Genomic DNA, 25,567 nt, shown 5'->3' with positions numbered 1-25,567 from the left:
GCGGTTCCATTCCTCCCACCAAGGAAAAGGCGCAGCTTTTTTAAGCTTGAAATCATCCACGCAATCTAACAATCCGCTGCTAGAAGTTATACAGCTCCAATGTATATTAAACAGAAAAAGTATGCTTACCATAAACGTTTCCTATCAAAAGCAGCAATATTACGAGTAAAGAAACAATTAGGAAGAACATTGAGCCTCAGGGATTACAATGCCCAGATCGAAAAAATTTTTGTAATGCCACAAACATTACATAAGTTCATAGGAATAGGTATGCTTAGAGTGCAAGCGAATACCTAATCATTCATCATGTTGAGGTTTGCTTGCACTTGAATGAAAAACAAAGCTTAATAACTAGAGAGATAATGAAGGTGAAAAGTGTGCTGATATTTGATTCTGGTGTAGGAGGGCTTTCTGTTTATAAAGAGATAATACAGTTAATACCTGGTCAGCACGTGATTTATGCATTCGACAATGCTGCCTTTCCTTATGGTGAACTTGAATACGACGTATTGATTTCTAGAGTTTGCGGTATGGTTTTAGCTGTCTGTTCTACGCATGATGTGGCGCTGGTGGTTGTCGCCTGTAACACTGCCAGTACGCTTGTGCTCCCATATCTGCGTGAAAAACTATCCATTCCTATTGTTGGTGTCGTGCCAGCCATAAAACCTGCGGCAGCATTAAGTCAAATGAAAAAAATTGGTCTTTTAGCTACACCAGCAACAGTGCAACGTCCTTACACTTACCAACTTGTAAAAAAATTTATGCGAGACTGTGATATTAATATGATCGGTTCAACAGAATTAGTATTAATGAGTGAGTCTAAGCTATGCGGTAAACCTGTAGATAAACGTAAATTGCAAAATATTCTTGCACCATTTATTAATCAGGTGGATTATATTGTCTTAGGTTGTACACATTTTCCATTGCTTAAAAGTGAAATACAAGAAATTGTAGGGGATAGTTGCACAATCATTGACTCTGGCAAAGCAGTTGCCTGCAGAGTTGCAGAGCTATTAATAGAGGAAAGCCCGCGGGCCTTCCTCTATAAACATAGAGTCTTTAGTAGTGCTTTAGTAAACAAAGATAGTGCCTTAAATCAAGAATTATCTCACATGGGTTTTTCGTCTATTGAGCGTGCTCCTCCTTTTTAGGATAATTCGCCTCTCTTACTTTCAATGTCCTTTCTCCATACTCTTTATTGTTGAGTTGTCCAATAGCTACTGACACATCGGCTTCTGCCATAACAACAAAACCAAAACCTCGGCGCTTCCCCGTTCTTTTGTCTTTCATGAGACGAACAGTAAATACCTCACCGTATTTTGCAAAAAGTTCTTTGATATCGTTTTCATTTGCACGGTAAGGCAAATTACCAACGTAAATAGTTTTGCTATTAAGTGATGAAGCCTTTGAGATTGTATCTGAAGATTTAATTGGCATAAGGGAAAGGACAATACCTACAGTAATTGCTCCCAATACAAATGCTAGTCCTGTGCTAGTTATTAGCTGCGAGAAGTTAAGTAGTAATGCGCCTAATACAGCGATAATCGCTGAAATAAATAAACTGATAGATGTTTTCATAATCGTCAAATTTAAAGCCTGTTATATTCAATTAACTTGAAGATGCAGAATAGAGCACTTGAAACATGTAATTTACTAGAGATATCCAAGAGCCTACAATCTTTGGATAAATCACAGTAAAAAATTTTTCAATAACTGCTTTAAAATAGCATGTATTTTTGAAGTAAACGTTATTTCTTGGCTGTTCCTGTGCCACCTCCCGTAGCCGCTCTATCGAGTTAAGATTTGGACTGTAAAAAGGAGAGTAGTGAAGTTGAATATTGAGAATAAATACCACATCTTTACCGAGGTTACTTAGAAGATATCCCGTTCCATCGAGAGTCATATGAGGTTAATGAATAATTTTTTCAGCTTGAAACAAATAGACAATGTTTATGCTATTCATTATCTCATATTCACTAAACACATTGTTCGCAATATCAAGAATTTTGCAGGTATCAATAAAATCAAGTCAACTACGTCTACCTTTTATTCTGAAGACTTTATTTTGTTCCTTACGTATCCATCCATGCATTATTTTTGTCGCTTACATTGGATGGACCGCATCAATAAATAGATGTATCCTTAGTATACACGGCTTAGAATGTATCATAAAACCGAATAAAATTCTTATGTTTGTTAACTTTAAATTATTTTAACATATCTTTCAAATTTTTATAACTCAACGCATTATAGTAAATTCACTTGTTTATTCTAACTACCATGTATTTTGCTTTAAACTACGCATTAACATAGGCAATAATTTGATGACTACGGCGATGAGTGAACTCACAAAAGTACACGATAATAGTCATGGTTTCAACTGTACAGGTGTGGTTATTGGTCACCGCTTTTAGGTTTTACTCCCTCAGATTATTCATCATCTTTCAAAAACATAAAACCATTATTTCATGGGCATGTACTTGTCTATATGAGTATTATAATACTGAATTTTAAGTTTTTATTTTTGGTTCCAAACTAGATAACCTTCCATAATTTATAACATAATGCTATATTATTAAGCAATCCAGCCCATTTAATTATTATGCCAGTTGATGAATATGATGGCTATCTAATATTGTAACTTATTATGTTTTTAAAGCTTAGGGACTTGATTTTTTAATGCTAGTTCAGATAGCAAGTTCTTACAGAATGAATTATTAGACCATTACTTTCATTTTAGACATTCTAAGCTTTGTCAAATTATTTAACACTTTTATCATGGCTAAGTTTCGCTAATCTGAGTATTGTGATCCCTTAAATTTGATATCCTTCAGAGAGGTTTTTTGACTCGAACCATTGACGTCTCTGATAGGGAACCTTTATGTAACATACCTCATTTTTTCAATGCATATTTGAACTGTATAACTGCTGGTCATTAATCGCTAAATTACACGGATGACCTCGTTCCTCAAAAATTACTCCTTTATTTAGCAGGATCAATGAAACCGCTCGTTTAACCCGAACGATTTCGTAGCATTGTCTGGTATCGTAAGCCCCATCGGTTGATATTTCATTGATTCTTTGACAAGTCTATTTTAGCAAATCAGATAGCACTTGCACCGTTAATTATATTTGATGCATTTAACTCAGCAGCAATGATTTCATATATATTTATACCTACCGTTAAATATAACTTGCGCCAGACACACCGTTTTCCATCAGTACTATCTTTTTGTTACTCAGGATCCTTCTTCACCGTAAATTTTGAGCCCCGAAGAATTAATGGTAAGTACTGGATGCTTCCTTTATTCTTCGTCTTGAACGTGACGTTAACGGTTTTGGCTCGCTAACTTATTCACTAATGATGAAGGCATCATAATAGCAATTGAACAAATTTAGCAACAAAATTAATGAATTTTTCCTAATCTCTCAATGTCATTGAAAATACGCGTTCAGCCATGAATAACTCAATCGTTAATTAAGCAAGGCCTTTCATGATTACCCTGCTTAATTTGATTACGTAGCTGGATAGCTTCTTCATTAACCCAGAATATGAGTAAGCCAGGATTAATTAAAATTTGATTATACTGCTTTCAGTTAGTTATTTTGTAACGAAGCTTATTCATAAACCTAAACATTTAAGTGAACCTAACCGTTTAAAACATAGATGTATAATTGAGTGCACTGATTTAAAAAATAAAACCAATATTACACTCAGTTTCATCTCATTCTTACATGGGTCATTAAACAATGATAGTATGCTTTAATGATAATCGACTTATTTAACACATGAGTTTATTTATTCGCTAAACCCCAATAAAATAGAGCGGAAAAAATCGCGCACCCCGTCATCGCGCCTGTCATTGGCCATGCAGAATACACAGGGATAGCTGTAACTATGCCACCAACTATAGTACCAATACCAAATCTCATCGTACCAGCAAGCGATGCAGCTGTACCCGATAATGCTGGATAAGCACTTAGAACACATGCCATGGCATTACTGCCTACAATGGAAATCGTACCAATGAATAGAATGCCTGGAATAACAGTGCCCCATAATCCAAGATTTAAAAACTGAGCAATCATTAATGTAACACCCGCAAACAGCTGGATCATTAAACCAATTCTTAACATGTTTTCGCAACCCACTTTACGAACTAGCTTGCCATTGATGGTGGTCATAATAATCAAACAAACAACGTGCAAGCTAAAGAGATAACCAAAGTTTTCAGTACTTACACCGTAATACTCAATATAAACAAACGACCCCGCAGTTAGAAACGAAAACATACCTGCAAACGAAAATCCAGACGCGCAAATATAACCTACCGCAGAGCGAGAGCAGATAATTTTTGCATAATTTCGTAATATTGAGCTAATACGCAGTGGTGCACGACGCTCCATTGAAAGCGTTTCAGGGATCAGGGCAACAATTAGCACAAACATAAGCACTGCAAATCCTGCCAGTACCCAAAAAATTGAACGCCAGCCAAACCATACCGCAAGATAACCACCAATCATTGGCGCGACCAATGGTGAAACTGTCATTACTAAGGTAATAAATGACATGGTCCGCGCAAATTCTTCACGGTCAAACATATCGCGCACCAAAGCTTGAATCACGACAGCTGCTGCAGCACCACAGAAACCTTGAGCCGCACGGATGTAAGTCAATGTCTCAATATCATTAGCCTGCGCACTTAGAATCGCACCAATAAAAAATAAAGATACACCAACGATTAATACCGGTCGACGACCATAACTATCAGAAATAGGACCGTGAATCAACTGCCCGAAGGCAAAACCTGTGATGTAAGCAACAAGCGTTCGTTGCACCTGTCCAGGTGTTGCCATCAAGTCCTTTGCAATTTCAGGCATTGCTGGGAGATACATATCAATAGCAAGAGGTGTTAACGCTGCAATTGCGCCAAGTACAAAGATTAAGAGAAATGTCAACTGTTGTGCGGGTTGATAAATAGCATTCGTATTCATGTACTCCTTGAGGAGGTAAAAGTAATAAAAGCAAACGTGCAAAATCAGATTGCTAATTAGCTTTAGAGCTCTATCACTCCAATAATAGCATTGAAATTATTGCTCTTGAGGGAATAATGATTTTTTCATTATACTCAATTAACGTGAAAATACAGGTTTGAGCGTCTGAAAATGATCATTAATTAGAAACGTTTATGATCCTACAATTTATGAAAAATTACAGCGAAAAACGCCTCGTTTATATCTTGGCATTTTCATTTATTTTTGAAGTCAGCATTCTGTCTTAATTTTTCATTCATTGCTTTCCAAAGCTGTCGGTGAAATTAAGACTAGCTTATGGATTCATTGGCTGGTGTTTATTAGTGATCAATGACGTTCAAAAGCACGGGATGGAGCATGATGGACACTGACGATCTCGTTGTAAGCTGTGCTGTTGAATCTTGCAGAGGCTTTTTTCTCTCATTCGAGTTCAGATAGCGAATTTCAACATAATGAACCATTGGATGAGCGCTTTCATTTGAAGCATGCCTAACCCTGTTAGCTTATTTAACGTTTTTATTATGGTGCAAATTTCACTAATCTAAGCACTGTAAGCCCTCAGGTGCAATGTCCTTCCTAGGTTTTTTTTGACTCTAACCATCTCTGTCTCTTCTAGGTAACATTTATGGTAATCGGCTTTATTGCCTAAATTAGAGAATTACATTTTTACTCAATATTCTAAACAGCTGAGCTCACTTAAACATTCATATTTATAAACAAGCTTAGCGACAAAATAACTCACTGGAAGCAGTATAATTAAGTTTTAATGAACCATGGCTCACTAATATTCTGGGTTAATGAAGAAGATATTTGGTTATGAAATCAAACTAAGCAGGAGAATCATAGTAGACCTCGTTTATTGAGCGACTTACCCATTAAAACGGTGTTCATGGTTAAATACGTATTTTTAATGTCATTGAGGGTTCTGTAAGGATTCATCAATTCTATTTTTAAACTTGCTCAACTGACATTATCATACCTCATTATTCATGTATTAGCCATACCAGTCCAAACGGTTAACGTAGCGTTTAAAACTCAGACTACAAAAATCATCCGCACTTAGTCATTGATTTTTAAAGACCAAAATTTATGTGAAGGCGGATAAACAGTAAAAAAGCGTGGCATTGGCGGTAAACGTTGAGTCTGACCCAAGTTACATGTAGCGATGGTTTTGTTAAAATATTCAGATTGTGACTTTGACATTGAATACATTTTTTATACGCAGTGAAGGTTCATGCGAGAAGTATTATGTAAAGCTGCACTCTTTGATTGAACCCTTACAGTCTAGTGGTGCCACTTAACAACAGTAGCATTTTTATAATGGCGGGTGATCAAATAATGTTTACTCATGTATTAGCATGTTGAAAATATGAATCAATAAATTTAAAATTTGTTTTAATAAATAATATGTCTATTTGCCCTACAGGTACCCACGTGCACTATTGCACTATTGCACTATTGCACTATTGCACTATGACTATATTTTATATGGTCAATAGCAAACATTACAAAATAGCTGTTTTGCATAACAACCTATATTACACGCACTACATGATAATCGAAGTCGAGTAACTCCCCATTTAAATCACTCCCACTAATCCCCAATATACCAAAATCAAGACAAAACTGTGAGATAAAGTTAGGAATAGCTTCCTCCATCGTACCTCCATCGTACCTCCATCGTACCTCCATCACGATTACGAATTTCATCCCCGGTCATGATGATAAAAAATTTTTCCCCGCTATCAAAATGCTTGCTGCATTAAGGCTGTTAGTTACGGTACGAGGATTTTGATGGTGAAGCAACGCATAGGCCAATTTATTTTTGGCTTCTTGTTGCATCACTTTGTGTGTGTTATACGCTACATTAACGGAACCAAAAGAGATGGTTGCACCGCCATACTGACGGCAAGTTTCATGCTCTTCCGCCAGCTTGTTTAAATTACGACGAATAGTTGGAGGGCTCACATCAAAGTGTACGACCAAATCATCCGTATTAACGCAAGCCTTAGTCACGAACTAATCGAGCATTTCCTGATATCGGTGGATTTGTTTCAAGGCATTCTATACGTTGAACAAATAATATCCCATAAATTAAAACATTTAAAATTATATGCCTAACACCTGAAAGTCAATCCAACAAATGTCAGAGATAAACTTATATCTCACTTATCTGTATTATTTGGTATATACGTTTTCATTTACGCCATGTTATCACTGACGTCAAGATACTCGTAATAATTTGACATCAAATACACTAATAACACAGCCTGATATCAAACCAAGCAAATGCGCCATATTGGCAATCACTATGCCGAAAGGTTCACAGAAACCAACCGCCAGCCACAGCAACATGAAGCCAATGAAGCCAATGAAGCCAATGAAGCCAATGAAGCCAATGAAGCCAGCTTCAATGAATAATGTTTTCAATGATGCAAACTGACCCATCATCCATACATAGCAGAGTAAAGCATAAATTACACCTGACATACCTCCAAATACGGGGCCATCAAATACACACTGTCATACTCCAAAAAACAAGGAGGTAAACAAAAATAATTGGAGTAATTTCGGGCTGCCACTATGTTGTTCTATACGACCACCAGGCACCCATCACCACAGTGGATTAAATACAATATGTATGACATTAAAATACAATAAGACATGAAAAAATAAGCGATATAATTGCCATTGCTGATTTTTTGAGACCGGAAAATGCAGTAGCGAGAATACATCATCACTAAACCCAAGTACCAGCAGCAGATAAATAGCGACACACACGACCATTACCAATATCGTTACAAAGCCGGAGCTATTTCGCAGTATTTTAATGAAACTTTGGCGTGGGCAATATCAATGCGCAGTACGACTTTCAGCCATAACTCAAAACGCAAATTGGCACTTCGGCACAGTGGAATCTCGTAAAAAGTCTATAGTTGCTCCTCAACCTTAATTTGATGCTGTGCATAACGAAGCCGCAATCCAAACGTATCTTCTCCCTCTGGCATCATTAAAATTTCAATATCATAGGATGACATATAATCAATGAATGCCTGTCCAGCGCGAGGATGAAAAAGTATAATCAACCGGATCATATTATTTCTTTTATATTGGAACCGTATGAATTAAATAACTGACAAATACACAACTATACATCTATGTTAGTGGTTCCTGCTTCCACAGGAAGTCCTTGTCTATGCCAAGCTTCAAAACCACCATCTACGCTATAAACCGTTTCAACACCTTGATTATGAAGGTACTGTGCAATGCCCTGGCTGCTGACACCTTTAGAACAAATAACCAAGATAGACTTCTCATAATCTATATTTTGCATCAGTTGCACAATAGAATCAGTAATATGGTGAAACGCACCTTGTGGATGCATTAACCGAAAAGACTGTGAATCCCTAATATCAACTATTATCGCCGACTGATCTTTCTTGTTCAGTAACTGCCATGCGTCTGATACAGAAATATGCGCAAATTGTTCCATGGGTTATTTCACTCTAACTAATCATTATTTTCATTTTTATACTTCAAATGATGTCCATATATCACTGTTATAATAATATTATATTCAGCTTTGCACGCAGCCATGGCATAAAATAAATAAAGTTTTTATACATTTTTCATTTTCCTGTGCATAAAACTATGAATTACGGTTATAAAGTAAAATTTTATGTTTAGAGCAACAAGATATAGTGTTGATAGTAACAAATCTATGCATAACTATTATAATAGCTGAGATAGCATGAATTTCATAAGTATAAAAAATCGGTTAATTGACACATCTTTAATAGTTTGACAACTAATTATTAGGTCTCTTCATAAGCTTTGTATCCTAACTCGAACTCAGATAGCAAACCTCAACATGATTCACTATTAGATAATCACTTTCATTTTAGACCTACCTAACCCTCCATCTTATTTAACACTTTTAACGTTACATATAAATTTCGTTACTCTGAGCATTGTGCTCTCTTCGGCCCAATGTTCCTTCGAGAAATATTTTAACTCGAAATATTGCCATCTTTACTAGAAAAAATTTTTGATAATCATACCTCATTTTACAGTGCTTATTTGAGCCTATAACTTCTGGTCATTGACCGCTAAATTAAGCGGATCATTTCGCTCCCGAAAAGTTGTTTCTTTTCTTGATTGGATGAGTGGAACCGCTCGTATAATCCTAACGTTTCGGAATATTGTCTGGTATCATAAGCACCATTAGCTAATATTTTATTGATTTTTTGGTGAATCTATTTGAACAAGTTAGGGAGCACTGCACCGTCAGTCAAATTTGACGCACGTAACTCAGCAGCAATGATTGCATGCATATTTATATTTATATTTATATTTATTGCTAAATTTAACTTGCGTTGGACCCATTGTGTCCCATTAATACCATATTTTTTTACTTTACATTCTCCTTCACCGTAAATTTTTAGATCCGTAGAATAAATGGCTAAGTGCTGAATACTTACTTTATTCTTTGTCATGAACGTAATGTTAACCGTTTTGGCTTTCGTACTAATGCATAAATGGCGAGGACATGACAATGGCAATTGGATAAATTTAAAAACAGAATTGATTAATTCTTGCAGACCTCTCAATGACATTGAAAATACGCATTTAACCATGAGGGCTGTCGCAATGACTCAGCCTCTAAATAAATGAGGTCTCTCGTGATTACTCTGCTTAGTTTGATCCCGTAAATTAATGGCTTCTTCATCAACCCAAAATATTAGTAAGCCACGATTACTTAATATGCTGCTTTCAATGGGTTCTTTTGTCGCTAGACCCATCCATAGACTTAAATATTTCAGTGAATCTAACTGTTTAGAGCATAGTTTGATAATTTAGTTACTGATCTAGGAAACACAGCTCATTTATTATTCCACTCTTACCAATTCATTACATTCTTAATTGCACACATCTTTCGATCAATTGCATACCCAATTTGAAAACATATTCGGTTTTTACCAGTCTGAATGATATAGTTAATTTAACTTTAAGTACTATTAGTTCTGATGAAGATTATGTCAATAATAGGTTCCCATTTTTTCACCTTTTTTGCACTCACTATCCTCAGCATACTTCCTGCGCAGGCTGAGTTCACACTATTGAATTCACCATCGCTTATCACTAATCATATGCCAGCATTTATTCCTGTTGATCAAGCATTCCCGTTTAGTTTCATCCAACAAGGAAATAGGGTTTATTTAGACTGGCAAATTATGCCTGGGTACTACTTATATCAAAATAAGATAAACGTAATACCAAGTAACGGTGCAAAGATTAATATTCTGAATACACGCCATGGGCAACCTTATGAAGACAAGTTTTTTGGTAAAGTACAAATATATAAACAACCGCTCACTGTAACAGTACCGATTATTTCCGCAACACGTAATTCTACGTTCAAAGTTATCTACCAAGACTGCGCGGAGGTAGGTTTCTGTTATTCACCAAAAACTGTCACTATACTACTGAGTACCGCGAGCACGGATGCAGCTGATACTCCGAAAATATTTATACATCTTCAACCTCTGCCAACAATATCATGTCCTCTTCGGTGTCGAACAAAACAGTCTCAACAAATAATACAGAGGTACCAAACCAACCAACTAATATCAGCAGCCTTACTGACAACTGGTGGCAACCCCTGCTGCTTTTTAGCTTAGGTATTGGTCTGGCATTCACACCATGCGTCTTACCAATGTTCCCTATTCTCACCGGTCTTATACTAGGTGGTGGCAAAAAAACTTATCGTCATATATTCCGTCTTTCTATGTTCTATGTGCAAGGAATGGCGGTCACCTATACTTTGCTTGGATTGGTTGTTGCTTCCGTGGGAATGCAATTTCAAACGCTTTTTCAACATCCTTATGTACTGATTGGTTTGAGCAGTTTGTTTGTGCTGTTGGCGATGTCGATGTTTGGTGCATTTGACCTACAACTACCCACATTTATTCAAACTAAACTTAACCAAATAAGTAATAAACAAACGAGTGGAAGTAATGTTGGCGTATTTTACATGGGAGCAATTTCCGGCCTCATCGGCTCTCCGTGCATAACGGCACCTCTTTCAGGAATCTTGCTATACGTTGCACAAAGTGGTGATTTATTAACGGGAGCAGTTACCTTGTATTCTCTCGCATTAGGCATGGGTATTCCGCTGATTATCACCGCTATATTCGGCAATAGATTATTACCAAAAGCCGGTAATTGGATGAATATAATAAAAATTTTTTTCAGTTTTATTTTGCTTGTTGTTCCACTATTTCTACTCGAACGTTTACTACCAGAAAAATTCATCATTGGACTATGGGCAAGTTGGTTAATTGCAGCATTAGGTTGGCTTCATCACATCAGTCAAACACTCAGACCAGGGAAATGGGCCAGTATATTATCGATAATAACTATCTTAGGATTAAGCACTTGCATCGTATATATTTATACTACGCTATTTACGGTAACTAAAACAGAAGTACTCAGCAGCAGCTTCATTCGTGTTCAAAGTATTGATGATTTGAACCGCGAGTTAACAGTAGCAAAACACGCTCAAAAGCCAGTCATGCTAGATTTTTATGCTGATTGGTGTGTAGCATGCAAAAAATTCAAAAAAGACACCTTGCACGATGTAAAAGTGACCAATGCATTACAAAATTTCGTTTTATTACAAGCTGATGTCACAGTCAATAACCCACAAAATATTAAATTATTAATGTCACTAAATGTGCTTGGCCTACCAACGCTCAATTTTTGGGATGCAACAGCTCACCCCCTTCCGCAAGCACGACTAACAGGTTTTATTGAGGCATCTCCTTTCCTGCAACATCTTATTCAGAATGAACTTATTAAATAATCAGGCTGACTCGCGACCACATTTAATCTCCCGACATTATCATAAATAAAAATCAAGCTCTTACTACTTGTAGAAGCTTTGTTTTGTAGCACAAAAGTTACTTCTAGGCCTGCATATTTAAGTGAGCCTAGCTATTTAAAGTATTAATTACAATTCAGTTCCCTAATTTAAGACATAAAGCCGGCTACCATAAATGTTGCCTAACAGGGACAGTAAGGGTTCGAGTTAAAAAACTACTGGAAGAGGCATTGCCTAAGAGATCACACGGCTCAGATCAGTAAAACCTACGTCATGATAAAAGTATTAAATGAGTTGACAGTGTTAAGCATACTTAGCACAAAACCGCTTGACTAATAGCGAATCATGTTAGGACTTGCTATCTGAACTCAAATTAGGAAACACAGCCAGTAATATGTGTGAAACCGCTCATTTAATGCGAACGGCTTCGTGATACTGTCTTGTGTCGTAAATACATTCATCTTATATCTCATTGATTTTATAGAGGATATATTTGAATAACTTAGATAGTACTGCACCATTAACCACCTTTGATGAATTCAACTCAACAGCAATAACTTCATCCATATTTATATCTACCGCTAAATGTAACTTGCTCCAGACTGGCTGTTTCCCCTCAAAACTATGCTTTTTACTTACCATTCGCCATCACCGTAGACTTTGAGCCCCTGTAGCATCAATAAATAAGCATTTTGAGCACGATATTAATCAGTTTGACTCACTTGCTAATGTATAAATAGTCAGGGCATCACAATGCCAGTTGAACCAGTTTGCAGAAAGAATCAATTAATGAAGCCTTCCAGACTTCTCCATGGTGTGGAAAATGCGTATTTAACCATGAAAACCATCGTAATGGTTAAATCGTTCAATAAACGAGACTGTCCTGATTACCTCGTTTAGTTTTGTTCCATAACTGCATGGCTTCTTCATCAACTTCAAATGTTAGTGAGCCACGATTGAGTAAAATTTGATTATACTGCTTCCAGTTAGTTGTTTTGTAGCAAGGATTGCTCATGGAACTTAATATTTAAGTGCGCCTAGCCGTTTACAGCGGAAATTGATAATGCAGTTCTCTGATTTAGGAAACAAAACTTATTGGGGAAGAAGTCTACAATGCGCTTAATGCACAAACTGCGGCTGTAGGCCGTAATATGAATCTGTTGAGTCATGACGGTGTTAACCACTTTGTTATTTATCAATGGAAGTAGTGAAAAAATGTTGCAACCAGCTTAAAGTCTTCTCCATCGTCGTGCAAAGAGAAAAAATGAAAAAACACACAATGATGTGCTAGTCAAGTTGTCATTAAAAAATGAGTTTGATATCTTGGTAAAAAAAGAATGTGATAGTGAGTGCCTCAATAATACCCCTCGAAATCTGCAAACTCTCTGATTGCAAACCTACGCTGACGACATAATATTTTTTTTAAATTGTTTGAACGCATTCTTTTCCTTCGATTTGCCGCAGTAGTTGCTCCTCGATTACAATTTGTTTGTAATAATTTTTTTTTTGTAAACATACGATTCTCCAGAAGGAATGAGACGGAAAATATTACTGCATTTATCAATTCCTTTGATAATTAAGGTTATAATCTGCAAATGTAAATATGCTAGATTATATTTCCTAATTCTCGACCAGATAAGCAAGTTCCAACATAGTATAATATTAGACAATCGCTTACGTTTTAGGCATACATAACTCTGTTAGCTTATTTAGCACTTTTATCATGGCGTAAAATTCACCAATCTGAACATCGTAATCTCTTAAGCTCAATGTCCTCCGAGCAATTTTTGATTCGTAATATTTCTGTCTTAAATGTAGAATGGTTATGACAGCAATACCTTTTATTCAATGCTTATGTAGAGGGTATAACGTTTGATAGCTAGATTCTATGTATCATTTCATTTTCAAAAAATACGTTCTTTCTTTGTAGAAATAAGTACAATTGGTCGTTTAATACGGAGCTATTTCGTAACACTTTTATGCGTCGCAAGCGCCACTGCCTAATATCTCATTAATGCTTCGGCTAGCCTGCTTGAGCAAGCTATTCACCATCAGGCACATTTGATGAACTTAACTCAGCAACAATAGTTTCATGCGTATTTGTATTTACTGCGAAATTTGACGTTTATCGGCAGTGTCATGCTGTTTACTCTCCTTTCGTTTTCATCGTAGACTTTCAGCCCATATAATGAATAGTTAGGTGTTAAATTATGCCTTTAGTATTGGGTTTAAACACGATGTTAACCACTTGAACTCACTTGCTAATACATGAAGAATGAGAACATGACAACGACAGTTAAATGCGTTTGTAAACAACATTAATAAATCTTTGAAAACCTTTCAACAGCATTGAAAATACTTATTTAACCATGAAAATTCGTCGTAATGGCTAAGTAGCTAAATCAGTGAGGTCTACCACAATTATGCGACTTCATTGGATGTCATAGCTGAATAGCTTCTTAATCAGTCCAAGATGTCAGTGAGCCATGATTGATTAAAATTTTATATACTTTTTTCGATTAGATATTTTAGCGTTTAACTTGCTCATAGACTTAAATATTTCAGTATACCAGGCTGTTTAGCGCATAGGTTGATCATTTATTTCCCTGATTTAAAAAAATCAAACTGCTTAAAGGAATATTGAGTTTCAGGGGGTTACAATAGCTAAATTAGCGCAACTTACGCATAATAAAAACATTAACTAAATTGGCAGAGTTAAGTATGCCTCAAACGAAAGCGAACGTCTAATCGTTAATCATGTTAAGATTTGTGATCTAAACTCGAATTTGGAAACAAAGCCCTTCCAGTTAGTTATTTTATAGCGAAACTTATTCATGCACCTGAAAATTTAAGTTAGCCTAGCTGTTTAGAGTCTTGATTGAAAATTGATTTCCATACTTTAAAAAATAAAGCCAGTTATGATAAACATTCCCTAGCAGAGACAACCATGGTTCTAGTCAAAAAGCTATTTAGAGGGACATTGAGCCTAAGGAATCACACAACTCAAATTAACGGAAACCTACGCAATGATAAACGCGTTAAATAAACTGACAAGACTAGGTATGTCTAAAACGAAAGCAATTGTCTAATAGGGAATCATGTTAGGATTTGCATCTGAACTTGAATTAAGAAACAAAGCCCTTCCAATTAGTGGTTTTGTGGTAAAGCTTGTTCATAAATCTGAAAATTTAAGTAAACCTGGCTGTTTAGAACGTAGATTAGGAATTTAGTGCTCTAATGTAGGAAGTAAAATCATGTAAAGATACTACGCATGGTCAATGAATCTATTATGTATTTCCATTGACTGTAAATATCCATTCGTTTTTTTATGGGGTCATTTCAAGCAAGTGTTGAAGATCAACTTTTTTTACTTAATGTGTTGCGTATGAAACTCTCCACTAATAAGCTTATTCTTACGAAGTATACTGTATCATTAAAATCATCTACACACCACAACACAATTTTGCACATGGACAAATAATTGAAAAGTACATTAAATTTTTTTGCCACGACAATCCAATACGTAAGCAATAAACTTTTTCAGTCGAAGTTCCCACGCATATTAGAATCAGCACGCTTTTTTTACTGTCTACGAAAGATCATCGCTCATCTACTTCGCAGATACACGCCACTTCCTGTACAGCAAGAGGAAATGTGGTTACACAGGCTTTGTTTCCATAATTATTACCTACCTGAAGACAACGTATCCTTGAGGGCATTACACTCCCGCTCTTTACAGTACCAATACGCGCCTTTTGCAATCATTAATAATTGAGTCACCAATCGTTCAGAAAGCTCAGAGCGTGCACGCGTTTCCAAGTCAAGAACTTCTGCACCAGAACTAAAAACTAATGTGACACATGCTTCTGCTTGATTATAGGCTGCCTCATGGGTCAGTCCGTTCTTCACTTCAAAATACTCAGTGAGTTCGGCAACAAAGTTTTGAATTTCCCTCGCTACAGCTACACGGAATGCCGCTGATGTACCAGAACGTTCACGCAATAACAGTCTAAAAACGTTAGGATTACTTTCAATAAATTCCATGAAAGTTTCGACTGACGTTCTGACCACACTGCCTTCTGTCGCAATACGCTGACGTGCTTGACGCATCAATTGACGCAGCAACAAACCACCTTCATCTACCATGGTTAGACCTAGCTCATCCATGTCTTTAAAGTGACGATAAAAAGACGTCGGTGCAATGCCAGCGCCCCGAGACACTTCGCGGAGGCTTAAACTGGAAAAACTACGATCGGCGCTAAGTTGACTAAATGCAGTATCAATCAAGGTACGACGTGTTTTTTCTTTTTGCTGTGCTCTTATTCCCATCGCCAGTATTTACCTCATGAAATCTACCATAAATTAGCATGTATTCAATAAGTTGATTGTGGTTTAAAAGTGATACGCACGTTTAATGAATGTGCTAAAAATTTTATTATGCATTTCCGGTAGGTGTGAGTATCCGATTGTTTCGCTATTGAGCCATTTCAAGCGAATGTGAAGAATCACATTATCCCTATCAATACATTGAGTATAAAGCTTGCCAACAATGTGCTCTTTTATACTCAAATGATCAGATTTATAAAATATTCAAGCTAGAAGATTAGTCAGCATTGCTTATCACGGTAATATTGATGCGCACCATGCCTATTCCGAACTTTTGAACTGTACTTATTTGCCGAAAAGCGACACTGAACATTAATAATAGTCACTCCACAAAAATTAAATATATGGATCCTAATTATACCCGTTTTTTTCAAAGGATTCAGCGAATCATACTGTCCATTTTTATAATCCCTATTTCACATCACCCCAACAATACCTTATGATGTCTAGGTCAGTACTCTTTTAAAGTTATATACTCACTTACGCTGATTCATCTGAATTGCGCATAAAAAATAAAGGCGAGATGTCTATTTTTTGCTAATGATCAAACAAATAGAGCCTACCCTTTCACTTTAAAAACTGTGAGCTCAAATAAACGACTCTCACGGTCAGTTAAACGTGAATCACTACTACGGAATAGCTGACAAACATATTTTTATAATAAGTGATATAATTAACTACTCAAACCTTTCCACCGCAACTTATGGTCAAAAGATAATAGGGATATAAGCTATTATCAATAGGTAAAGTAACAAGCTAACTTATCGGTTATATTTTTACAAAAATTGATATCATTTTGGAAATAAGTTCCAACCGGTAAAGCCGAACAAGATTTATAGCTGTAAAAGTGCCATATAAAGTAAGAGTATAGCAATGGCAGTTAAGCAAGTTTAAAAGTAGAACTAATGAATTCTTGCAGACTTCTCAATGGCATTAAAAATACGCATTTAACCATGAAAGCCATCGTAATGGCTAAGTCGCCAAATAAATGAGGTCTCACATGATTATTCTGCTTAGTTTGATTCCATAGCTAAATGACTTTTTCATCAATCCAGAATGGTAGTGAATCACAATTGCTTCTAGCTTGATTATATTATTTCCAGTTAGTTGTTTTGCAACGAAGCATGTGCATAAGTCTAAATATTTGAGTGAACCTAACTGTTTAGAGCGTCAATTGATGATTTAGTTCCCTAATTTAAGAAACAAAGCCCATATGGCATGTAAAAAACACAATTTACGCTCGTAAATGCGCATGAAAAAATGGATGCTAAATACATCTTTTCAAGCGGTTAAACACTGGATATACCTACAGTAAACTGTATTAAAAAACAGGCCTAAGTATGAAGCCATTAACCACTAAATAGCAGCAAATTTTGGATTTAATTAAAGGAAAAATTAATGACTGTGGAATGCCACCAACTAGAGCTGGAATCGCCAAAGAGCTAGGGTTCCGTTCAACAAACGCGGCTGAAGAACATTTGAAAGCGCTTGCGGGCAAAGGAGCATTAAAACTCATAGCTGGCGCTTTTCGTGGTATTCATCTGTTGGTAAACCACGACGTAGTAAACAATAAAGAAGGCTTGCCGTTGATTGATTATGCTATTACTAGAGAACTACTATTAACACATGAACATGTAGAATATATACTATAAAATTGCCCCCGAGTTTGTTCAAGCCCAATGCTGATTTTTTGCTACGTTTAAATGGAATAAGCATGAAAGACATCGGTATAATAGATGACGATTTACTTGCAGTGCATAAAACCCAAGATGTATGTAATGGTCAAGTTGTTGTCGCACGGCTTGCAGATGATATAATGATTAAACGTCTTGAACGAAAAGATCTCCAAGTATGGCTACATTCGGAGAACGAACAGTTTACTCCGGTCGTTATAGATTTGACTCAACAGAACGTTACAATTGAAGGTATCATTGTGGATGTGGTTCGGCGCGTAGTAACTGAATGTAGTCCACCATTTTAACATTCCAATAAGTTTTCAAAAAATGTCTGTTAGTAGATTTCAGATAGTAAGTCCCAACATGGTTAACTATTAGACGAGAACTTCTATTTTAAGCGTACCTAACCCTGTCAGCTTACTTAATCCTTTTATCGTCGCGTAGGCTTCGTCAATTTAAGCATTCTAATCTCTTAGGCTCCATGTCCCTCCAAGTAGTTTTTGGGTTTAAGAAATAAAGCCGATTACCGTAAACGTTTCCTAGCAGAGACAGCAATGATTTGAATTAAAAAACTACTTGGAGGGACATGGAATCTAAAGGATCACAAGACTCAGGTTAGCAAAACTTATGCCATGATAAAAGCATTGTATAAGCTGATAAAACTAAGTATACTTAAAATGCAAGTGCTTGCCTGATCATTAACCATGTTGGCATTTGTTAGCTAAATTAAAATTAGGAAACGTAGTCAAATTACTTCATCATTCATGGACTTTCTCTTTGATTATGAGGTATGCCAAAAATAGGATACTTTTCCTGCTCAATTGAAACCCAATACAAAAGTTACGAATGAAGCAAGCGTATGCATCTCTTAGTTTCATGCTTAGAATTAAGTTTTGTTTCATAAAAATGTTTATTTTTATTCTTTTGCATTCTTTTCCTAAGTTTATTTATAAACGAACTTTTAGTTATTCTTTTTCTATTTATTGCTTCCATTGACTTACGGTAATACGGAGTAATTTTCAGGAGAGATCCGGTGACGATTAGCCTACTTCTATCCACGATTATCCTTATTCCATTTTATGCTGTTTTTTGCATCAAAAAAGTATCGTCTCTACATCTAACGCGAGGTGTAACGGACATACGTACCAAGGTCTACGATCTACATATGACCATCCTCTACATCTGCATAGTTACCGGTTTAATGGTATTTGGCGCAATATTTTAGTCCATTATTCATCACCGGAAGCCCAAAAATGCAATTGTAATAAATTTTCATAAAAGGACACTAGTGAAAATTATATGGACACTCATTCCTTTTTAATTTTGATTGGCATGGCTATTCCTACAACACGTGTGTGACTGGCAATGGAAGACGCATCCAAATCTGAAATTACACTTTAGGTCACTTACTCTCAGTTGGAATAACATTACCGTTCTTTTGACTATAATGTGGAATTCTTTTCAACGCTTTCGTCTTCGCTTCGCTGATAAATAGTGCACAAAAAACGCAATAATTATTTTTTGAAATTGACCGTTCCTTAGTTTTATCTATCGGTAAAAAGGTGCGTTTTTATTACATGGAAAGACGTTATTCGTTCTTGGTAGGTGCCTGATTTAGCTATGAAAAAAGGCGTAAATCCAAGCTTAATTAATGAAGCATGGGCCAAAATTAATCAACGAGTATCTGCCGTGGTCAATGTTGCAGAGCTTTGTGGAAAAGACTATGGCTTTATGTCAATGGTTGTAATAACCAAACCCGTTGAGGAATGTAATGCATGAATGACAGAAACGACAGCTATGCAAGCCGAGGCGAGAAAAGAAGAACAAAAATTATTGCCGATGAATATGGATGAGCTAATGACTCTAGATGAAAATGTATGCAACTCTTACTGTGTAGCCTGTCATCAAATAAATGGACGCGGTTTGCCTGGAATATTTTCTACGTTAGCAAAATCAGACATTGCAGTTAATCCTAACCGTATTATTGATCATCTTAGTATCATTATGAGCAGTAAAAATAGAACCACAATACAGGTCTTTGGGTATCAACTTAGCTGAAAAAATTGACTGCAGTCATCACGTATGAAAGGAATCCGCGGGGTAATAATACGGGTGATACCATTTAGGCTGCTCAAATAAACGCTATTCTCAATGGTTACGATCTTTAAGGAGAAACTTCAATGACAGATACGACGCCTTATCATGTTGGTTATGACTACCCCAATCATATACCACGAGGGATTATGCATTAGCTGTTAATCACCAACCATAAAGATATTAGCACTATGTGTTTGGTATTTAGTTTCACCATGTTCATGACTGGTGGTGTGACAGGACTAATCATTCGTGCTAAGTTTTTCAACCAGGTATGCAATTAGCGGAACTTAATTTTTTTGATTAGATGATAACGGTTAATGGTCTGATCATAGTCTTCGAAGCGAAATTACAGTATTCACTGGGCTAGCAAACTGGATGTTACCACTAATTATTAGAGCACCGAATATGGTATTGTCTCGCATGAATAACTGGAGCTTCTGGATCCTTCAGTTTGCATTCTTCATATTGTTAATATCTCTGTTCATGGAAGGTAGTGGTCCTAACTTTGGGTGGACTTTCTACGTGCTGTTTTCTACTACTTACTCACCTGATAGCATGGCTTTATTTATTTTTGCCATACACATTATGAGAATAAACTCTATTAAGGGAGCGATTAACTTGATCGTTACCATCATGAATCTACGCTCTCCTAGCATAATGTACATGAAAATAGCATTATTTGTCAGGACATCGTTTATCATATTATAATCAGTTTACTTACTATTACTAGACAGTGCGCCAAAACGCTTATTAAAGCGTTCAACACGACCACGAGTGTCAACTATACGTTGCTTACCAGTGTAAAACGGGTGGCATTTATCGCACACGTCCAGATTAATATTGTTTTTATTAAGCGTAGAATTGAATTGAAATGTATTACCGCAAGAGCATTTTGCAGCTACTGCATTGTATTTTGGATGAATACCAGCTTTCATAAAAATAACCTATTGTAAAAAACCGTGTCACTTTCCCGATCTTAAGCCGAGTATCACACGTCATTAATCAATATTGTAAAAAATAAAATTTTAATCAAGCAAGCAGAGAATAGCAACGTTTTTATTCAATTCATTGGTAGAGTACAATACCACAATTTTACCCCATCATTAAAAATAATTTATTTCACACCTCGTGTATGCTTCTATTCCATTGACGTACTATAGCAATAATTAGTTTCAAAATTTGAACATCTCATGATCCTAGTCATAGCTAAAATGACATTGCCTATCCGTGGGTCTTTGTGTTTTAATGCGAATGTAAATAATCAATTAACCAGTCACAGGATACTACACTAATTAAATTTCGTATTTAAAATTATCAATAGACACTGAATAATAGTGGTCTTATACTTAGTACATTTATACGGTTCTAGCAAATTTTATTTTTATTACTGGCTTATACGAAATAGCATTACTGATGTCAGTGTTTGTATCACCTACTTCTATACTCTATCACTTTAATATGATGTTTACTGGTGTAACACTAATGCAGTAAGTAAAACGATTAAATTTTTGTGTACAGTTTAATATTTCTTTTTTTAAATTGAATGACATTCAATTTACAGCATCTTGTGAACTAGCACTGACAACCGATTCAAACTGCATTATGCCATAGGTCATCAAGCCATAACGATACTGCTGAAAATTCTGCAAGGCAATGACACACTAGCAGCTAATATTTTATAGATGTACAACTAATCATCCACAGAAGCGCGACACTACTATCACGCTAAAATCAATCTATACATACTAGTATGCTACCTAGCAAGCTAGTACTATATAACTATTAATAATAAAATAGATACGTAAATTAGTGGTAATCAGAGATTATGTCAAACGTAGCAAACTACCCCAAAAGCCAAGCAGAAACAAAAAGAAGTCACCTCCTAAAGTGACCTACTCATCAAAGTGGGCAGTTACTGCTGTTTTGTTAGTTAGTGGCTTGAGTTATGGTCTTTATCATCTCTCCGCTAGTGTACCTCCTAAAAAGTTCATCACGTTTACTGCGCAATCAACGCCAAAAAAGCCGAAACCATTTCAAAGGCCTCCGAGCAACATATCATCTGCGGAGAAAGTGCAAAATACCTTACCACCACAGCCAAAAGAAAAATGGACATACATGGAAAACTTAAAAAACAAAGAGGTCAAAGTGGAGGCTAGTGAACAAATAGTCTCAAGTCATCCTTATCTCATACAGTGTGGTGCTTACCGCAATACAAACCAAGCTAATGAACGCAAAATGCTAATAGCATTCCAAGGTTTAGAGAGTCACATAAAAACCAGTCAAGGTGAAAAAGGAATTTGGTATCGGGTTGTATTGGGACCTTACCCACTCAAGCGCGAAGCTGAACGAGATCGCAATATGTTGAGACGAGCAGGGATAGATCCTTGTGCAATTTGGCACTGGAACTAATTTAATATCATTCCTAGTTAAAAAATACTATAAAGTAGAGTGTAAGTCCTGCTTTTCCCCTTGAATTTAGTTTCCCTCATCCCCACTTTGTTGTTAACACCAATATTGGTACTGCCAACAAAAATAATGAGGCTCTTACCGTGACAACTATTGTTTCAGTCCGCCGCAACGGTAAAGTTGTGATCACCGGTGATGGCCAAGTGTCACTTGGTAATACCATAATGAAAGGCAATGCCCGTAAGGTCCGTCGTTTGTATAACAATCAAGTACTGGCAGGTTTCGCCGGCAGCACTGCCGATGCCTTCAATTTATTTGAACGCTTCGAACGCAAATTAGAAATGCACCAAGGTCACTTAACGAAAGCTGCGGTTGAACTAGCCAAAGATTGGCGTTCAGATCGCGCACTGCGCCGACTTGAAGCATTGCTAGCCGTTGCTGATAAAACGGCATCACTCATCATCACAGGTAATGGTGACGTTGTGCAACCTGAACACGATCTGATCGCGATTGGTTCGGGTGGTAACTTCGCACAAGCAGCAGCCATGGCCTTACTCGACAATACCAAGTTAAATGCTCGCGAGATAGCAGAAAGAGCACTCACCATTGCTAGCAATATTTGTGTATTCACTAACCAGCATCATACCATAGAAGAACTTGATTACTAAAGCAGGATCCCAGCATGTCTGAAATGACCCCACTCGAAATCGTGTCTGAACTCAATCGTCATATTATTGGTCAACACAAAGCAAAGCGCGCAGTAGCTATTGCGCTACGGAACCGTTGGCGTCGCATGCAACTAAACGAAGATTTACGTTTAGAAGTTACCCCAAAGAACATACTAATGATAGGTCCTACTGGTGTGGGCAAAACAGAAATTGCACGTCGTTTAGCAAAATTAGCAAATGCACCGTTTATAAAAGTTGAAGCAACAAAGTTCACTGAAGTGGGTTATGTTGGTAAAGAAGTAGAAACTATTATTCGTGATCTTACTGATGTAGCTGTAAAAATGACACACCAACAAGCGATAGAAAAAGTTAAATTTCACGCCGAAAAATTAGCAGAAGAACGAATTTTGGATGTATTACTGCCACCCGTGCGTGATGCATGGGGGCAGTCTGAAGAACCAAAAACGGACTCAAGCACCAGACAAAATTTTCGCAAAAAAATTCGAGAATGTCAGCTTGACGACAAAGAAATTGAGATCGTTCTTTCTGCACCGCAAATGAGTATTGAAATCATGGCGCCTCCTGGTATGGAAGAAATGACCAGCCAACTGCAGAACATGTTCCAAAACTTAGGCGGTGGCGGCACGGCCAAAAAGCGTAAGATGAAACTAAAAGATGCACTCAAAGCAGCAACAGAGGAAGAAGCAGCAAAACTAATTAATCAAGAAGAGTTAAAAGATCACGCAATCAATGTTGTAGAAAACACTGGTATTGTTTTTATTGATGAAATCGATAAAATTTGTAGGCGTGGTGAAAGCTCTGGCCCAGATGTGTCGCGTGAAGGTGTGCAGCGAGATTTGTTGCCTCTGGTTGAAGGAAGTACAGTGTCGACCAAACATGGTATGGTAAGAACTGACCATATTCTGTTCATCGCATCCGGCGCTTTCCAAGTTGCTAGTCCCTCGGATCTGATCCCTGAATTACAAGGTCGCCTGCCAATTCGTGTTGAATTAGAAGCCTTATCTGCGGCAGACTTTAAGCGCATTTTAACCGAGCCAAATGCATCATTAACTGAGCAATACTCTGCATTAATGGGTACTGAAGGTGTACACTTATCGTTCACTGATGATGGCATTGAACAAATAGCGAATGTAGCATGGCGTGTAAACGAAAAAACTGAAAATATCGGAGCGCGTCGTTTGCATACTGTGATGGAACGCTTGGTTGATGAAATATCATTTGACGCAAGTGAACGCTGTGGAGAGTCCTTAGAGATTGACGCTAAGTATGTGCTCAGTTGTTTAGAAGAATTGGTTGATGATGAAGATTTGAGTCGATTCATTCTTTAATTCACTAACTAATTTATGAAAAAACAGGCAGCCTAGATTATCTATTTTGTACTTATATTTTTTGTTACGCCTAATTTAGACCTTAACATTACCTCGATCAAAAAATACCTATAATAACACCAGATTCCTTAGGTACAGCAATAGCTATGTCTTCAACCACAATTTTTACTTGGCTTGATGCCGCTCGACCCAAAACGCTTTCACTAGCCATTACTTGCATCTTATGTGGTAGTACCATGGCCTTTGAAACATCAAGTTTTTCTATCACTATCACCTTGCTCGCTCTAATAACTGCATTATTGTTGCAAATACTTGCTAACCTTGCCAACGATTATGGCGATGCTGTGAAAGGCACTGATAATGATGCTAGAGTGGGACATAAACGGACAATTCAACAAGGTCTGGTGACACTTAAAGCTATGAAAAAAGCAATAGCATTAAATCTTATTCTCATCATTGCTTTTGGTGCGGCCTTGATATCTACTGCATTTGATAGCACCTCCGAGATTCTTAGCTTCATTGGACTAGGTATACTCTCTATTATTGCAGCTATTTGCTATACGGTGGGAAAGAAACCCTATGGTTATCACGGCTTTGGCGATTTATCGGTTCTGATTTTTTTTGGTTGGTTAGGTGTAGCCGGTACGTATTACCTCCAAACGGGCTTGCTAAGCACAGCAATCTTGTTTCCTGCGACAGCTTGCGGTTTATTGGCAGTGAGTGTATTAAATATTAATAACTTACGTGACATTAACAACGATAGAGAGTGTGGAAAATACACGTTAATTGTGCGTATGGGTACCCATTGGGGCCGCGCATATCATCAAGTATTACTTGCAGGATCATTTTGCTGTTTCGCAATTTTTGCCCTGTTAGAATACGCATCATTCACCAGTTGGCTATTTTTACTAGCACTACCATTGGCAATAAAGCATGGCGTAATTGTATGGATGGCACCCAATAGTGAGACTTTGACACCCATGATCGCTCACATTATCAAAATAGCAATGCTGACCAATATCTTGTTTGCTGTAAGCGTTTTACTTCACTAAATCATAAAGAATGAGC

Annotated in this window: 17 protein-coding genes and 9 pseudogenes; 12 read left to right on the top strand and 14 right to left on the bottom strand. The window is 36.8% G+C overall.

Annotation, left to right across the window (positions count from 1 at the left end):
• Positions 1-362: 362 nt before the first annotated feature.
• The gene (gene murI, locus BTN50_RS04585) at positions 363-1,151 is read left to right on the top strand and encodes a glutamate racemase (RefSeq protein WP_096619193.1); all 789 of its coding nucleotides are present in this window, start codon (positions 363-365) and stop codon (positions 1,149-1,151) included.
• Here the strand turns inward: murI and BTN50_RS04580 are convergent.
• The 3 genes and pseudogenes from BTN50_RS04580 to BTN50_RS04570 all read right to left on the bottom strand — a co-directional run bounded on the left by BTN50_RS04580 (position 1,126) and on the right by BTN50_RS04570 (position 4,995).
• Entirely contained in the window at positions 1,126-1,578 is a 453-nt protein-coding gene (locus tag BTN50_RS04580) for an RNA recognition motif domain-containing protein (protein ID WP_096619192.1), read from the bottom strand. The genes murI and BTN50_RS04580 overlap by 26 nt on opposite strands.
• A gap of 1,139 nt (positions 1,579-2,717) precedes the next feature.
• A pseudogene (locus BTN50_RS10405) lies at positions 2,718-3,578 on the bottom strand (transposase).
• Positions 3,579-3,795: 217 nt separating this feature from the next.
• The gene (locus BTN50_RS04570) at positions 3,796-4,995 is read right to left on the bottom strand and encodes a Bcr/CflA family multidrug efflux MFS transporter (protein ID WP_096619191.1); all 1,200 of its coding nucleotides are present in this window, start codon (positions 4,993-4,995) and stop codon (positions 3,796-3,798) included.
• Positions 4,996-5,800: 805 nt separating this feature from the next.
• Here BTN50_RS04570 and BTN50_RS12220 point away from each other — a divergent pair.
• Positions 5,801-6,091 (top strand): annotated as a pseudogene (locus tag BTN50_RS12220) (transposase); the annotation flags it as partial.
• Positions 6,092-6,750: 659 nt separating this feature from the next.
• On the opposite strand, the gene BTN50_RS11090 reads toward BTN50_RS12220, so the two are convergent.
• From BTN50_RS11090 to BTN50_RS04550, 5 genes and pseudogenes are all read right to left on the bottom strand, one after another.
• Positions 6,751-7,050, bottom strand: coding sequence for a DeoR family transcriptional regulator (locus tag BTN50_RS11090; RefSeq protein ID WP_223823217.1), 300 nt, complete (start codon positions 7,048-7,050; stop codon positions 6,751-6,753).
• Positions 7,051-7,257: 207 nt separating this feature from the next.
• Positions 7,258-7,524: a rhomboid family intramembrane serine protease gene (locus BTN50_RS11085; protein WP_235610962.1), complete on the bottom strand. Its 267-nt coding sequence runs from the start codon at positions 7,522-7,524 to the stop codon at positions 7,258-7,260.
• Between the two features lie 440 nt (positions 7,525-7,964).
• Positions 7,965-8,129 (bottom strand): hypothetical protein, encoded by a 165-nt coding sequence (locus BTN50_RS11080; protein WP_223823219.1) that lies wholly within the window; start codon positions 8,127-8,129, stop codon positions 7,965-7,967.
• Positions 8,130-8,182: 53 nt separating this feature from the next.
• Positions 8,183-8,527: a thiosulfate sulfurtransferase GlpE gene (glpE, locus tag BTN50_RS04555; RefSeq protein WP_096619190.1), complete on the bottom strand. Its 345-nt coding sequence runs from the start codon at positions 8,525-8,527 to the stop codon at positions 8,183-8,185.
• A 418-nt stretch (positions 8,528-8,945) separates the two neighbouring features.
• Positions 8,946-9,836 (bottom strand): annotated as a pseudogene (locus tag BTN50_RS04550) (IS5 family transposase).
• A gap of 225 nt (positions 9,837-10,061) precedes the next feature.
• Here BTN50_RS04550 and BTN50_RS04545 point away from each other — a divergent pair.
• Positions 10,062-11,899, top strand: a pseudogene (locus tag BTN50_RS04545) (protein-disulfide reductase DsbD).
• Between the two features lie 480 nt (positions 11,900-12,379).
• On the opposite strand, the gene BTN50_RS04540 reads toward BTN50_RS04545, so the two are convergent.
• The gene (locus BTN50_RS04540) at positions 12,380-12,559 is read right to left on the bottom strand and encodes a hypothetical protein (protein WP_096619189.1); all 180 of its coding nucleotides are present in this window, start codon (positions 12,557-12,559) and stop codon (positions 12,380-12,382) included.
• Positions 12,560-13,591: 1,032 nt separating this feature from the next.
• Positions 13,592-13,760 (bottom strand): annotated as a pseudogene (locus tag BTN50_RS12635) (IS5/IS1182 family transposase); the annotation flags it as partial.
• A 1,074-nt stretch (positions 13,761-14,834) separates the two neighbouring features.
• Between BTN50_RS12635 and BTN50_RS12630 the strand changes: the two are divergent.
• Positions 14,835-15,006: pseudogene (locus BTN50_RS12630) on the top strand (IS5/IS1182 family transposase); the annotation flags it as partial.
• A gap of 595 nt (positions 15,007-15,601) precedes the next feature.
• Here BTN50_RS12630 and fabR read toward each other — a convergent pair.
• From fabR to BTN50_RS11065, 3 genes and pseudogenes are all read right to left on the bottom strand, one after another.
• The gene (gene fabR / locus BTN50_RS04535) at positions 15,602-16,246 is read right to left on the bottom strand and encodes an HTH-type transcriptional repressor FabR (RefSeq protein WP_096619188.1); all 645 of its coding nucleotides are present in this window, start codon (positions 16,244-16,246) and stop codon (positions 15,602-15,604) included.
• A 63-nt stretch (positions 16,247-16,309) separates the two neighbouring features.
• Positions 16,310-16,486: an IS1 family transposase gene (locus BTN50_RS12210; protein WP_161492950.1), complete on the bottom strand. Its 177-nt coding sequence runs from the start codon at positions 16,484-16,486 to the stop codon at positions 16,310-16,312.
• 700 nt (positions 16,487-17,186) lie between these two features.
• Positions 17,187-17,435 (bottom strand): annotated as a pseudogene (locus tag BTN50_RS11065) (transposase); the annotation flags it as partial.
• A gap of 238 nt (positions 17,436-17,673) precedes the next feature.
• Between BTN50_RS11065 and lexA the strand changes: the two are divergent.
• The 4 genes and pseudogenes from lexA to BTN50_RS04510 form a co-directional block, all read left to right on the top strand.
• A pseudogene (gene lexA, locus BTN50_RS04520) lies at positions 17,674-18,284 on the top strand (transcriptional repressor LexA).
• Between the two features lie 1,315 nt (positions 18,285-19,599).
• Positions 19,600-19,758, top strand: coding sequence for a hypothetical protein (locus BTN50_RS11060; RefSeq protein ID WP_235610959.1), 159 nt, complete (start codon positions 19,600-19,602; stop codon positions 19,756-19,758).
• Positions 19,759-20,037, top strand: coding sequence for a c-type cytochrome (locus tag BTN50_RS11055; RefSeq protein WP_223823221.1), 279 nt, complete (start codon positions 19,759-19,761; stop codon positions 20,035-20,037).
• 194 nt (positions 20,038-20,231) lie between these two features.
• Positions 20,232-20,775: pseudogene (locus BTN50_RS04510) on the top strand (cbb3-type cytochrome c oxidase subunit I); the annotation flags it as partial.
• A gap of 14 nt (positions 20,776-20,789) precedes the next feature.
• On the opposite strand, the gene rpmE reads toward BTN50_RS04510, so the two are convergent.
• Positions 20,790-21,011 carry a 50S ribosomal protein L31 gene (gene rpmE / locus BTN50_RS04505; RefSeq protein WP_096619185.1) on the bottom strand — a complete coding sequence of 74 codons (222 nt, stop codon included), beginning with the start codon at positions 21,009-21,011 and terminating at the stop codon, positions 20,790-20,792.
• 874 nt (positions 21,012-21,885) lie between these two features.
• Here rpmE and BTN50_RS04500 point away from each other — a divergent pair.
• The 4 genes from BTN50_RS04500 to BTN50_RS04485 all read left to right on the top strand — a co-directional run bounded on the left by BTN50_RS04500 (position 21,886) and on the right by BTN50_RS04485 (position 25,551).
• The gene (locus BTN50_RS04500; RefSeq protein WP_096619184.1) at positions 21,886-22,485 is read left to right on the top strand and encodes an SPOR domain-containing protein; all 600 of its coding nucleotides are present in this window, start codon (positions 21,886-21,888) and stop codon (positions 22,483-22,485) included.
• A 140-nt stretch (positions 22,486-22,625) separates the two neighbouring features.
• Positions 22,626-23,150, top strand: coding sequence for an ATP-dependent protease subunit HslV (gene hslV, locus BTN50_RS04495; protein WP_096619183.1), 525 nt, complete (start codon positions 22,626-22,628; stop codon positions 23,148-23,150).
• Positions 23,151-23,164: 14 nt separating this feature from the next.
• Complete coding sequence (gene hslU / locus BTN50_RS04490; RefSeq protein WP_096619182.1) at positions 23,165-24,499, top strand: HslU--HslV peptidase ATPase subunit; 1,335 nt, start codon at positions 23,165-23,167, stop codon at positions 24,497-24,499.
• Positions 24,500-24,645: 146 nt separating this feature from the next.
• Positions 24,646-25,551, top strand: a complete 906-nt coding sequence (locus tag BTN50_RS04485; protein WP_096619181.1) for a 1,4-dihydroxy-2-naphthoate polyprenyltransferase — start codon at positions 24,646-24,648, stop codon at positions 25,549-25,551.
• The last annotated feature ends 16 nt before the right edge of the window (positions 25,552-25,567 follow it).

The sequence above is a fragment of the Candidatus Enterovibrio altilux genome (assembly GCF_002381345.1).
Classification (GTDB): Bacteria; Pseudomonadota; Gammaproteobacteria; order Enterobacterales; family Vibrionaceae; genus Enterovibrio; species Enterovibrio altilux.
The sequence above is the reverse complement of the archived record's forward strand: the minus strand, read 5'-3'. Positions and strand labels throughout refer to the sequence as shown.

Coding starts and splice junctions, on each gene's coding strand:
- murI (WP_096619193.1), top strand. CDS start 363: ATGAAGGTGAAAAGTGTGCTGATATTTGATTCTGGTGTAGGAGGGCTT.
- BTN50_RS04580 (WP_096619192.1), bottom strand. CDS start 1,578: ATGAAAACATCTATCAGTTTATTTATTTCAGCGATTATCGCTGTATTA.
- BTN50_RS04570 (WP_096619191.1), bottom strand. CDS start 4,995: ATGAATACGAATGCTATTTATCAACCCGCACAACAGTTGACATTTCTC.
- rpmE (WP_096619185.1), bottom strand. CDS start 21,011: ATGAAAGCTGGTATTCATCCAAAATACAATGCAGTAGCTGCAAAATGC.
- hslU (WP_096619182.1), top strand. CDS start 23,165: ATGTCTGAAATGACCCCACTCGAAATCGTGTCTGAACTCAATCGTCAT.
- BTN50_RS04540 (WP_096619189.1), bottom strand. CDS start 12,559: ATGGTAAGTAAAAAGCATAGTTTTGAGGGGAAACAGCCAGTCTGGAGC.
- glpE (WP_096619190.1), bottom strand. CDS start 8,527: ATGGAACAATTTGCGCATATTTCTGTATCAGACGCATGGCAGTTACTG.
- BTN50_RS11060 (WP_235610959.1), top strand. CDS start 19,600: ATGAAAAAAGGCGTAAATCCAAGCTTAATTAATGAAGCATGGGCCAAA.
- BTN50_RS11085 (WP_235610962.1), bottom strand. CDS start 7,524: ATGTCAGGTGTAATTTATGCTTTACTCTGCTATGTATGGATGATGGGT.
- fabR (WP_096619188.1), bottom strand. CDS start 16,246: ATGGGAATAAGAGCACAGCAAAAAGAAAAAACACGTCGTACCTTGATT.
- BTN50_RS11080 (WP_223823219.1), bottom strand. CDS start 8,129: ATGATCCGGTTGATTATACTTTTTCATCCTCGCGCTGGACAGGCATTC.
- BTN50_RS11055 (WP_223823221.1), top strand. CDS start 19,759: ATGACAGAAACGACAGCTATGCAAGCCGAGGCGAGAAAAGAAGAACAA.
- BTN50_RS04485 (WP_096619181.1), top strand. CDS start 24,646: ATGTCTTCAACCACAATTTTTACTTGGCTTGATGCCGCTCGACCCAAA.